The 11,010-nt window shown below is 61.2% G+C and carries 13 protein-coding genes; 9 read left to right on the top strand and 4 right to left on the bottom strand.

Annotated features, from left to right (window positions below; translation table 11 throughout):
- Positions 1-813 precede the first annotated feature (813 nt).
- Positions 814-1,185: a hypothetical protein gene (locus JV201_RS09450; RefSeq protein WP_219406797.1), complete on the top strand. Its 372-nt coding sequence runs from the start codon at positions 814-816 to the stop codon at positions 1,183-1,185.
- 4 nt (positions 1,186-1,189) lie between these two features.
- A complete protein-coding gene (locus JV201_RS09445) occupies positions 1,190-1,369 on the top strand; it encodes a DUF1289 domain-containing protein (RefSeq protein ID WP_219406796.1) in 180 nt (59 codons plus the stop codon).
- Between the two features lie 19 nt (positions 1,370-1,388).
- Here JV201_RS09445 and JV201_RS09440 read toward each other — a convergent pair whose 3' ends face one another.
- Both JV201_RS09440 and JV201_RS09435 read right to left on the bottom strand, forming a co-directional pair.
- Positions 1,389-2,252 (bottom strand): DNA/RNA non-specific endonuclease, encoded by an 864-nt coding sequence (locus tag JV201_RS09440; protein ID WP_003207938.1) that lies wholly within the window; start codon positions 2,250-2,252, stop codon positions 1,389-1,391.
- Positions 2,253-2,344: 92 nt separating this feature from the next.
- On the bottom strand, positions 2,345-2,977 hold the full coding sequence (locus JV201_RS09435) for a TetR/AcrR family transcriptional regulator (protein ID WP_023659027.1): 633 nt from the start codon (positions 2,975-2,977) through the stop codon (positions 2,345-2,347).
- A gap of 71 nt (positions 2,978-3,048) precedes the next feature.
- Between JV201_RS09435 and JV201_RS09430 the strand changes: the two genes are divergently transcribed.
- Positions 3,049-3,903 (top strand): aldo/keto reductase family oxidoreductase, encoded by an 855-nt coding sequence (locus tag JV201_RS09430; RefSeq protein WP_102605057.1) that lies wholly within the window; start codon positions 3,049-3,051, stop codon positions 3,901-3,903.
- Positions 3,904-3,906: 3 nt separating this feature from the next.
- Here the strand turns inward: JV201_RS09430 and JV201_RS09425 are convergent, their stop codons facing one another.
- Positions 3,907-4,602 carry a tRNA (adenine(22)-N(1))-methyltransferase TrmK gene (locus JV201_RS09425; protein WP_219406795.1) on the bottom strand — a complete coding sequence of 232 codons (696 nt, stop codon included), beginning with the start codon at positions 4,600-4,602 and terminating at the stop codon, positions 3,907-3,909.
- A gap of 78 nt (positions 4,603-4,680) precedes the next feature.
- A complete protein-coding gene (locus JV201_RS09420) occupies positions 4,681-5,589 on the bottom strand; it encodes a bifunctional oligoribonuclease/PAP phosphatase NrnA (protein ID WP_219406794.1) in 909 nt (302 codons plus the stop codon).
- 101 nt (positions 5,590-5,690) lie between these two features.
- Here JV201_RS09420 and JV201_RS09415 point away from each other — a divergent pair, with 101 nt between their 5' ends.
- The 6 genes from JV201_RS09415 to JV201_RS09390 form a co-directional block, all read left to right on the top strand.
- On the top strand, positions 5,691-6,197 hold the full coding sequence (locus tag JV201_RS09415; RefSeq protein ID WP_102605056.1) for a GNAT family N-acetyltransferase: 507 nt from the start codon (positions 5,691-5,693) through the stop codon (positions 6,195-6,197).
- A gap of 86 nt (positions 6,198-6,283) precedes the next feature.
- Positions 6,284-7,174, top strand: coding sequence for a bestrophin family protein (locus JV201_RS09410; protein WP_008433288.1), 891 nt, complete (start codon positions 6,284-6,286; stop codon positions 7,172-7,174).
- Positions 7,175-7,302: 128 nt separating this feature from the next.
- Positions 7,303-8,805 (top strand): glycine betaine/L-proline transporter ProP, encoded by a 1,503-nt coding sequence (gene proP / locus JV201_RS09405; RefSeq protein ID WP_003207926.1) that lies wholly within the window; start codon positions 7,303-7,305, stop codon positions 8,803-8,805.
- 123 nt (positions 8,806-8,928) lie between these two features.
- Positions 8,929-9,357 carry a DUF2231 domain-containing protein gene (locus JV201_RS09400; protein ID WP_177021316.1) on the top strand — a complete coding sequence of 143 codons (429 nt, stop codon included), beginning with the start codon at positions 8,929-8,931 and terminating at the stop codon, positions 9,355-9,357.
- Entirely contained in the window at positions 9,354-10,646 is a 1,293-nt protein-coding gene (locus JV201_RS09395; RefSeq protein WP_177009645.1) for a sorbosone dehydrogenase family protein, read from the top strand. The genes JV201_RS09400 and JV201_RS09395 overlap by 4 nt, the downstream gene beginning before the upstream one ends.
- An 82-nt stretch (positions 10,647-10,728) precedes the next feature.
- Positions 10,729-11,010 (top strand): DUF3144 domain-containing protein (locus JV201_RS09390; protein WP_219406793.1); only part of this gene is annotated, 282 nt, incomplete at its 3' end.

Below are 11,010 nucleotides of genomic sequence, written 5' to 3'. Positions count from 1 at the left end.
GTGGCATTCCCACGCAGAGCGTGGGAACGATCAATATCTGAAGGGCAACACGAATCCAGTGTGGGAGCTGTCGAGCTTCAGCGAGGCTGCGAAGAGGCCCTTTCAGGCAATAAAGATGTCGCCTGCCAGTCCGCCATCGCAGCCTCGCCAAAGCTCGACAGCTCCCACAGTTGATCTTCGCAGGCTCGCACAGTTGATCGTTCCCACGCTTTGCGTGGGAATACATCCTGTGACGCTCCGCGTCACCATTGCGCAGGACTTGAACCTTGCATCGTCAGCTGGACGCAGARCGTCCGAGGCGGCGTTCCCACGCAGAGCGTGGGAACGATCAATATCTGAAGGGCAACACGAATCCAGTGTGAGAGCTGTCGAGCTTCAGCGAGGCTGCGAAGAGGTCCTGTCAGGCAATAAAGATGTCGCCTGACAGTCCGCCATCGCAGCCTCGCTAAAGCTCGACAGCTCCCACAGTGGATCTTCGCAGGCTCGCACAGTTGATCGTTCCCACGCTCTGCGTGGGAATACATCCTGTGACGCTCCGCGTCACCATTGCGCAGGACTTGAACCTTGCATCGTCAGCTGGACGCAGAGCGTCCGAGGCGGCGTTCCCACGCAGAGCGTGGGAACGATCAATATCTGAAGGGCAACACGAATCCAGTGTGGGAGCTGTCGAGCTTCAGCGAGGCTGCGAAGAGGCCCTGTCAGGCAATAAAGATGTCGCCTGCCAGTCCGCCATCGCAGCCTCGCTAAAGCTCGACAGCTCCTACAGTGGATCTCTCGCGTATCATCACCCTCCTCGCTCCTCAAGGAATCCCCATGTCTTCAAGCAAACGCGACAGCGCACGCATCGAACGTCGCCTGGTCGCGACCCTGACCGATGCCTGTGAGATCGCGAAGGCCGAAATCACCGGCTTCGACTGGCTGACCCACGAGGTCGACTACCAGGCCTTTGCCCAAAGCCTGCTGGTCATCTGGGTATTCGATACCAGGGCGAACCGGGAACTGGCCCTTTCTACCGGACTGGACCTGCGCATGCGCGAGCTGACGGCCACCGCGCTGGAGGATGCCGGGGTGGATCGCCCTTCTTCGCACCGCTACGTGCACTTCGACTCCGAGGAAGAATGCCACCTGCAGCATGGCGGCAATTGGCGCCTGCGCCTGCTCAAACTGTATGCGGTAAAGGGGTAAAGCCTTGGCTAAAGATATCGAGAACCCGTGCGTCTCAACCTGCCAGCTCAGTGGTGAGCTGTGCGTGAGTTGTGGACGCACCAAGGACGATATTCGCAAATGGAAAAAGATGAAGCGGCCAGAGAAGATGGCCGCTATGCAGCGCGCAACGTTGCGCTTGAAGACGTTGAAAAAGGGCAAGTGACGCACCCGGTTTCAGGCCATCAAGTACGCCCGACGGACCCCGTCACCGGCAAATTCCCGAGCAACTTGAGCCCGGTGGTTTTCACAAATGTCGCGTAGTCCATCGGCTTCTCGATACGGGTTTCAGCGTTGGGCAGAACATACGCCCAGGCGCGCTTGGACGACACGTCGTAAACCAGCTTGAACAGGCGGGTCGGCACCCAGACCTTGTTGTCGCCAATGGTGCTGTAGCCCGGGTCAAACAACGGGCCGGTGAACACGAACACATTGCCGTCGGCGCGCTTGGCAAACTTGCGCACGTCCGCCTCGACCTTGCTCCAGATCTTGCGGTTGTTGGTCGGGTCTTGCGGGACCATGTTCGACAGCGCAAAGGACTGGGCCATGGCGTTGGTGCTCGGCGCATCCGCCGCCGGGGATTGATGGCCACGGTCCACGGCCGGGTGTTGGCCACGGTAGTCGCTCAACTCGGCGCGCGCGCCTTTGGGAATACGCGGGTCGGGGTAGAACTGGTTGGTGCGTTCTTCGCCTTTGGCATCCTTCAACTGGCCGGCATTCAGGCGTTCGACCACCACCAGCGGGGTCTTGCTGGTTTGCGAGTACAGCACCGCGAAATTATCGGAACACAGCGCCAGGGGTTTCATGGTGGCCGGCACGGTGGCCGTGTTGATCGGTTGTGCGGCCGGGAACAGGTCGGCGCAACTGTCGAACGATGGCTTTTTCTGTTGGCTTGAATACAGACCCAGGGCCGCGCCCTGACTGATGGAGCCCGAGCGAGAGGTATGGGATTGAGGCGGTGTGATGAGGTCCAGCAGGCCACGGGCTTGCGCCCCGGTGGAGAGCAAAACAAGGGCCGACAGCCCAACTGCAATTTTGCGTAGGTGCATGGGTTAAATCTTCAAAGTTCGATTGCGGGGCTTATGGACCCATGGATGTGACTTTAGTGCGAAGCAGCGCTGCAAAATACCCTGAACACGGTTTACGTAAGTGACTGATAGGTTTGAAGATAAGCTCGCAGCATGCGGGTCACCTGCTGTTCCAGGCCGGCTTCAAAGGCCGCAGATGCATTGCCTTCAAGCAACGCCCGAACCGGTCCCACCACCGCGCTGAGCGAGATGGCGGCGGTAAGGGATGGGTCTTCAAACCGGGCATCCGACGCCGTCGCCAACATCGCTGCAATCGCGGCCACCACCCGCTTGTTGATCCGCGCCACAAGCTCCGCACCGCCCCGCTCACCTGCGATGGCATACAGGGCTTTGGACGCCGTCGGGTCCATCAGCTTCACGGCGAGAAAAGCCGTGACAAACCCCGATGCCATTTCCGCCACCGTGGTGCCCTGGTGTTGATCGCACGCCTGCTCGACGGTCTCGGCCACCTGCACCAGATGCTTCTCCAATACCGCAGCAAGCAGTGCATCGCGGTTCGGATAGTACTGATAGAGACTGCCCACCGACATGCCCGCCCGCTCGGCCACGCGGGTCGTGGTGCAGCGGACCAGGCCCTGAGCGGTCAAAACCTGAAGGGTTGCCGTGTGCAGCGCTTCCACCGTCGCCGCCGACCGGGCCTGGACCGCTGATTTTCTTGGCTTTAACGACGCTTTGAGAGGGCTCATGGAATGCGAATTCTAAACCTGAAGGATCCTTCATATTATAGGCTTCCTCCCGTCAAGCAAGAGCCCCGACCATGACCCCCAGCACATTCAATCTCGGCGATCGCACCGTCAACCGCATCGGCTACGGCGCCATGCAACTGGCCGGCCCAGGCGTGTTTGGCCCGCCCAAGGACCGTGATGCAGCGCTGGCCGTACTGCGCGAGGCCGTCGCTTGCGGCGTGAACCATATCGACACCAGCGACTTCTACGGGCCGCATGTCACCAATCAGATTATTCGTGAGGCACTGCACCCGTATAAAGACGATCTCACGATCGTCACCAAGGTAGGCGCCCGCCGTGGCGACGATGGCGCCTGGTTCAACGCTTCGTCGAAGGCCGAGCTGACCCAGGCCGTGCACGACAACCTGCGCAACCTGGGCCTGGATGTGCTGGACGTGGTGAATGTGCGGGCCATGCACGGCGTGATGGGCACTGCCGAAGGCTCGATCGAGGAACCCCTGAGTGCCATTGCCGAGCTGCAACAACAGGGCCTGATACGCCATATCGGCATCAGCAACGTTACCCCGACGCAGGTCGCCGAGGCGCGAAAAATCGTGCGCTTCGTGTGCGTCCAGAACCTGTACAACATCGCCCACCAACACGATAACGCGATGCTCGACGAATTGGCCCGGGACGGCATCGCCTATGTGCCATTCTTCCCGCTGGGCGGATTTTCGCCAGTGCAGTCAGCGGTGTTGTCGAACGTTGCACAGCGCCTCGGCGTCACCCCGATGCAACTGGCCCTGGCATGGCTGCTGCGCCGTTCCCCGAATATCCTGCTGATCCCGGGAACGTCCTCGGTCACCCATCTACGGGAAAACATCGCGGTGGGCGAGCTGGATCTTTCGGGCGAGGTACTCGCAGAGCTGAACACCCTCGCAGGCTGACCCTCACGCCAGCAGTTCTGCGATCCACCGCGCCTGCTGGGCGACCTCTTGCACCTTGTCCTCGGGCACCGCTTGCCGCGCCTGGGCGAAGTCGCTCAGGGTCTGCTGTTTGTGGCGCAGGATGCGCTGCCACTTGAGCAGGAATTCCGGGCTGCGGGTCTGCATTTGCAGCGGGCCGAAGTACAGTTCTTCGGCGGTGTAGGTCACAGGCCCGGCGTGCTCGGCAACGATGATTTCGTAGAAGAATCGGTTCTCCCGCAGCAGCTCTTCGCACACGATGCGGTAGCCGTTCTCCATCAACCACTGGCGCAACGGTTGCTCGCCGCCGTTGGGCTGCAGCACCAGGCGCTCCTCGCCACTGAGGCGCGCCTTGTCGCTGTCGAGGATGTCGCGGATGGTCTCGCCGCCCATGCCGCAGATGCTGATCGCGGTGATCCCGTCTCCCGGCTCGATCGCCGCCAGGCCACTGGCCAGGCGTACGGTGATGTGTTGCTCCAGCTCGTTCTCGCGCACCGTGCGCTCGGCTGCGCGAAACGGCGTCAGGGCCACCTCGCCCGCCACCGCCGCCACGATGGCGCCGCGGCGCATCAATGCCACCGGCAGGTAGCCGTGGTCGGAACCGATATCCGCCAGGCGCGCCCCGGCGGGGATGTGCGTCGCCACGCGCTCAAGGCGCATGGACAATGTGTGTTCGTTCAACTGCCGTTCCTTTTCGGTAATACCCTGGCCATTGTATTGCGGGTTCTTCAAAGAGGAACGTCACTTTGGTGAACGCCGTCAATCAGTGGCCGCCAGCCTTACCAGTTCCTTGCGCAACAGCGAACGATCCAGCACCGCCATCCCGGCCTGCCAGTCGATGGAAAGCAACTGGCTCAGTTTTTCCTGGCTGACCTTGGGCTCAGCCAGGAAATAACTTCTGCACTCGCGGATACTGATGAGATTCACCAGCCAGTCCTCCCCCTGCGCCGCCAGCCACTCAGCGATGGTCGAGCGATGCTTTCGGATCAGCGCACCGGCATCCCACACCGTCATCTGCGCAAAAACCTGCGGCAGGTTGCTGTCGGCTTTCAGCCACTTCAGGTCACCCGCCAACGCGCCTGCAAGGTCTGACTCGATAGTGGCCTGGCACTCGGAGAAATACCGCTTAGGCCAGTCTGCCGCGAGTTTCGCCAGCAGCGCGAGGGTTTCATAAGCCCGAACATCCACCGCGGTGGTCAACTGCCCGGTAAAATTCAGGGTATTGTCCAGGATTGCCGTGGCCAGCAGCGCGGCACTGTGCTCACTGATCAGCGGCAACAAACCGGCCGCCTCCCAACGCAGGAAAACCTGCGTCGCTGCTGCGCCGATCAAACGGATGTCTGCGGCACTTCCCAGCCTCTGCGCCCAATAGGTTTCAAACCCCGGGTGATGGTCAATCACCTCCACCACCTGATCGAGCACGACCACCGGGTCGAAGTGGTGGAAGTCCGAGATATCCACCATCACAAACTCATCGCCGGGCTCGGGTCGGTAGTCATCCAGTGACGATCGCCAGCCGAGCACGGTCCTGGAGATGCTGGCATTCAGTGGAGCACTGCTGACGGCACGCGCCTCGATTCCCTGACGATTCAACAACTCGGCATACGCAATGCAGCAGGCGTATGCATCGATGTCCAGATACGCCGAGCCGGAGGTGACTACCCTCATCGAAAAAACTCCATGATTTCATATTTTTGGCAGGCAAATTTCACACGCCTTTATGACGAAAACATGACTAAATGGACAGAACAACCCTGGAGATTCGAGCAATGACGTCATTTCGCGTTCGCGAGCTGAGCAGTACGGACACTGAAGCATTGCTGGCCTTCGAAGCCCGTAACCGTGACTGGTTCGAGTCGCATATCGAGGCGCGCGACCCATCGTTTTACTCGGTGCAGGGCGTCGCCGAGCATATTGACGGTTATCTATCAGGCCTGGCCACCGGCACATGGCACCCGTTCGTGATCGAAGACGCCAACGGCGAAATCGTCGGTCGCGCCAACCTGAAAAGCATCGACTCGCCAAAGGGCTCTGCCGAGGTCGGCTACCGCGTGGGTGAGCGCTCGTGCGGGCAAGGGCTGGCAACCCTGGCGCTGAACCATCTGATCCGCGAGGCACAGGCGCGCTGGGCACTGACCCAACTGGTGGCGTACGTGTACCCCGAGAATGTGGGCTCACAAAAAGTCCTGACCCGCTGCGGTTTCGTGCCCGACCAGCCCGCACCGGACGGCAAGCCCCAGGGCGAAAACCGCTTTGTCCTGACATTCCAGGCCTGAAGAGCCGACCCCCCGGCGAACCTTTACCCGGTAAACACCGTCCGAGCTAGGGCATTGATGTTTACCGCTCGCCGCGAGGTTTCCGTTTGAAAGCTGCCATCATCAAAAAATACCGCCTGATCATCAAGACCATGGGCTATGTAGGCTGGGCGCTGTTCTGGCTGCTGCTCTGGGATATCGCCGTCACCGTGGACTTCATGCTGTTCCTCAACAGCAAGATCAACCTGCCGCTGATGCCGCTCACCCTGCTCGGCTCGGCGCTGGTGGTGCTGATCAGTTTCCGCAACAGCAGCGCCTACAACCGCTGGTGGGAGGCACGCACGTTGTGGGGGGCGATGGTCAACAATTCCCGCAGCTTCGCCCGGCAAGTGCTGACGCTGCTGGATGATCCGGACAATGAGGTCAACCCGATAAAGGCGACCTTGCTGCGCCGTCACGTGGCGTATGTGAACTGCCTGGCGGCGCACTTGCGGGGCCAGCCTTGCCCGGAAGAAATCCGCGCCTTCCTGCCGGCCAACGAGTTCGCCCGCAGCACCAGTACCAATAACTTTTCCAACGACATCATCAACGGCTCCGCAGCCCTGCTGGCCCAGGAATACAAGGCCGGGCGCCTGGACAGCATTCGCCTGGCGCGGTTGGAGTCGACCCTGGTGGATTTGTCCAACAGCCAGGGCGGCATGGAGCGCATCGCCAATACGCCGCTGCCCTACCCTTACGTGTATTTCCCACGGCTGTTCATCTCGCTGTTCTGCCTGATCGTGCCGGTGGGCCTGGTGGAATCCCTGGGCTGGTTCACCCCGCTGGCGTCCACGGTGGTGGGCTTCATGCTGCTGGCCATCGAACGCATCGGCACCGATTTGCAAAGCCCGTTCCGCGACAGCGAGCACCAGATCCAGATGGAAGCCCTTTGCGAAACCATCGAGAAAAACCTGCAGTCGATGCAGCGTGATTCCCTGGGGGGCGAGCGGATCAGTTAATCCTTGCCGGGCCGTTAACAAAAAAATCCAGCCAATGGTGAATTATTCAGTGTCCGCATGTATCTGACCCATTAAGCGCATGCCACCAAAACAGTGGCATCGAAATGGACCTGCGGCTGAGTATTCCCATGAAATCACGCAAGAAAACCGTCAATCCGATTGGATTGGATGACATCACCATCGTCGACGACGCCAAGATGCGCAAGGCGATCACCGCCGCTGCGCTGGGCAATGCCATGGAATGGTTCGACTTCGGGGTGTATGGCTTTGTCGCCTATGTGCTGGGCAAGGTGTTCTTCCCCGAAGCGTCTCCCAGCGTACAGATGATCGCGGCCCTGGCGACCTTCTCGGTGCCGTTCCTGATTCGCCCGCTGGGCGGCCTGTTCTTTGGCCGGCTGGGGGACAAATACGGCCGGCAAAAGGTCCTGGCGGCGACCATCGTGATCATGTCCCTGAGCACTTTCGCCATCGGACTGATCCCCTCCTATGACTCGATCGGCATCTGGGCGCCGATCCTGTTGCTGCTGGCCAAGATGGCCCAGGGCTTCTCGGTGGGCGGTGAGTACACCGGGGCCTCGATCTTCGTCGCCGAATACGCCCCGGACCGCAAGCGCGGCTTCCTCGGCAGTTGGCTGGACTTCGGCTCCATCGCCGGCTTCGTGCTCGGCGCGGGCGTGGTGGTGCTGATTTCGGCGGTAATCGGCGAAGACGCCTTCCAGTCCTGGGGCTGGCGCCTGCCGTTCTTCCTCGCCCTGCCGCTGGGCATGATCGGGCTCTACTTGCGTCATGCCCTGGAAGAAACACCGGCTTTTCAACAGCACGTGGAGCAACTCGAACAAGGTGACCGCGAAGGCCTGGCGGGCGGCCCGAAAGTCTCGTTCAAGGAAGTCGCCACCAAGCACTGGCGCAGCCTGATGACCTGTGTCGGCGTGGTGGTGGTGACCAACGTCACGTACTACATGCTGCTCACCTACATGCCGAGCTACCTGTCGCACAACCTGCACTACAGCGAAAACCACGGCGTGTTGATCATCATCGCGATCATGGTCGGCATGTTGTTCGTGCAGCCGATGATTGGCTTTGTCAGCGACAAGATCGGGCGCAAACCCTTCATTCTGTTCGGCAGCATCGCGCTGTTCTTCCTCGCCATTCCGGCGTTCATGCTGATCAACAGCGGCAAGCTCGGGCTGATTTTCTCGGGGCTGCTGATCATTGCGGTGGTGCTCAACTTCTTTATCGGCGTGATGGCGTCCACCCTGCCGGCGATGTTCCCTACCCACATCCGCTACAGCGCGCTGGCCAGCGCCTTCAACATCTCGATCCTGATTGCCGGCCTCACGCCAACCGCCATGGCCTGGCTGGTGGAGACCACCAACAACCTGTACATGCCGGCCTATTACCTGATGGTGTTCGCCGTACTGGGGCTTTTCACCGCCCTGACCATGAAGGAAACCGCCAACAAACCCCTGCGCGGCGCGGCACCGGCGGCGTCGGATATCGAGGAAGCCAAGGAGCTGCTGCAGGAGCACGAAGACAATATCGAGCAGAAGATCGAAGATATCGACGCGCAAATCGCCGAGCTGGAAGCCAAGCGTGAAAACCTGGTGCAGCAACATCCACGCATCAACTGACGCAACATATTTGGAAACGAATCGCGGGTGAACTAACGCGCAAGCAGCACGCTCCTTCCTTAAGCGCAGTCAGCGCGGCCCTGATGAGCCTCATCAGGGCCGCTCAACGATAAGGAGCCGCCCGTGACCGACCCCACCACCCTCACCTACCGCTGCACGCCTGGCCCGCTTCACGCGACCTTGCTGGCCGGTACCGTCCCGCTGTTTCTCGGCGCCCTGCTGAGCGACATTGCCTACTACCAGACCTACCAGATCCAATGGAGCAACTTCGCCGCCTGGCTGATCGCCGGCGCCCTGCTGTTCTGCGGGCTGGCGGGGTTGTTTGCACTGGTCAACCTGCTGCGTGCCGACCGCAAGGCCGGGCGCCCCACGGTGTACTTCCTGCTGTTGCTGGTGACCTGGGCGCTGGGCCTGGTGAATGCCTTTGAGCATGCGAAGGATGCCTGGGCCGTGATGCCTTCGGGCCTGGTGTTGTCTGCCGTCGTGACCCTGCTGGCCTGCGTGACCACGTGGGTCGGGCTGACCAACCTGCGCTCGGGAGGTGCCCAATGAAGCCTTCCAGCACGCTGACCGTTTTAAGCATGGCGATGTTGTTGAGCGCCTGCGGTGGCGAAGCCGACAGTACTCAGGCTCGCGGCCCCGACCCCAAGCTGCCGGAACCCCAGCGCGGCCTGTTGCCCAGCATGAAGATCGCCGAACCGGTGGCCTGGGCCGAGCAAAAACCTACGGTGCCCGAGGGGTTCAGCATCACGGCCATCGCCACCGACCTGCGGATCCCGCGCCAGACCCTGGTGCTGCCCAACGGCGACATTCTCGTCGCCGAAGGCCGGGGCGGCAACGCAGCGAAACTCAAGCCCAAGGATGTGATCGCCAGCGTGATCAAGGCCGAGGGCAACACCAAGGTCAAGGGCGGCAATCGCCTGACCCTGCTGCGCGATGCCGACGGTGACGGCACCTACGAGTTGAAAACCGTATTCGCCGAAAACCTCAACGCGCCCTACGGCCTGGCCTTTGCCGACGGCAAGCTGTACGTGGCGAACCAGGATGCGCTGGTGCGCTTCGACTACGAAGACGGCCAGACCAAGGCCGGTGGCCCGCCCACCACCGTCACCGAGCTGCCCGCCGCGATCAATCACCACTGGACCAAATCCCTGGCGATCAGCCCCGATGGCCGCTCGCTGTATGTGGGCATTGGGTCCAACAGCAACATCACCGAACGCGGTATGGAGGTTGAGATCGACCGGGCGATGGTCTGGCAGATCGACGCCGCCACCGGTGCCCACAAGCCTTATGCAACCGGTTTGCGCAACCCGACGGCATTGACCATTCAACCGGGCTCCGGGCAGGTGTGGGCGGTGGTCAACGAGCGGGATGAACTGGGGCCGGACCTGGTGCCGGATTACCTGACCTCGGTGCGCGAAGGCGAGTTCTACGGCTGGCCCTACAGCTATTGGGGCCAGAACGTCGACACCCGCGCCCAGCCGCAGAACCCGGCCAAGGTCGCCGCCGCGATCAAGCCGGATTACAGCCTTGGTTCCCACGTTGCCGCGCTGGGCGTCGATTTTTCCATCCCGGCCATGGGCGAGAAATATGCCGACGGCGTCTTCGTCGGCGAGCACGGCAGCTGGAACCGGGACAATCCGGTGGGCTACAAGGTGATCTTCGTGCCGTTCAGCAATGGCCGGCCTGCCGGTGAGCCGCTGGACTTCGCCACGGGTTTCCGCGGGGACGATGGCAAGACTCGCGGGCGGCCGGTGGGGGTCACTGTTGATCCGAAGGGTGCGCTGATCATTGCCGATGACCTGGCCAACACGGTGTGGAGGGTGACTCGCAATAAATAAGGCCTGAAGCGGCCGATGTGGTTGCCTTCCTGTGGAGCGCGGCGGTACCTTCGCCGCACTCACGAACAGGAAGGTAACCGCAATGCCAGACACCACCGACAACGGCTTCTATGATCGCGCGGACGCGCACATCGAGCTGTCCAACGAGCAGTTCAGGGCGTTCGCCGACCTGGGCAAAGTCAGCGCCTCGATGATGTTCGGCACCACACGCTTCAATGCCTGGGTCAGCGCACGCAGCTTTAAATCCGGCGAAGAAATGGCCCAGGCCCGTGAGGCGATGCTGAAGTATTTCTGTGATCAGTACCGGATGATGCTTGAGGATAATCTTGATGATCACATCAACAATTTCAGCAAGTACATGCTC

The sequence above is a fragment of the Pseudomonas sp. Colony2 genome (genome assembly GCF_019382755.1).
Lineage (GTDB): Bacteria > Pseudomonadota > Gammaproteobacteria > Pseudomonadales > Pseudomonadaceae > Aquipseudomonas.
The sequence above is the reverse complement of the archived record's forward strand: the minus strand, read 5'-3'. Positions and strand labels throughout refer to the sequence as shown.

Coding starts and splice junctions, on each gene's coding strand:
- JV201_RS09450 (WP_219406797.1), top strand. CDS start 814: ATGTCTTCAAGCAAACGCGACAGCGCACGCATCGAACGTCGCCTGGTC.
- JV201_RS09440 (WP_003207938.1), bottom strand. CDS start 2,252: ATGCACCTACGCAAAATTGCAGTTGGGCTGTCGGCCCTTGTTTTGCTC.
- JV201_RS09435 (WP_023659027.1), bottom strand. CDS start 2,977: ATGAGCCCTCTCAAAGCGTCGTTAAAGCCAAGAAAATCAGCGGTCCAG.
- JV201_RS09430 (WP_102605057.1), top strand. CDS start 3,049: ATGACCCCCAGCACATTCAATCTCGGCGATCGCACCGTCAACCGCATC.
- JV201_RS09420 (WP_219406794.1), bottom strand. CDS start 5,589: ATGAGGGTAGTCACCTCCGGCTCGGCGTATCTGGACATCGATGCATAC.
- JV201_RS09415 (WP_102605056.1), top strand. CDS start 5,691: ATGACGTCATTTCGCGTTCGCGAGCTGAGCAGTACGGACACTGAAGCA.
- proP (WP_003207926.1), top strand. CDS start 7,303: ATGAAATCACGCAAGAAAACCGTCAATCCGATTGGATTGGATGACATC.
- JV201_RS09395 (WP_177009645.1), top strand. CDS start 9,354: ATGAAGCCTTCCAGCACGCTGACCGTTTTAAGCATGGCGATGTTGTTG.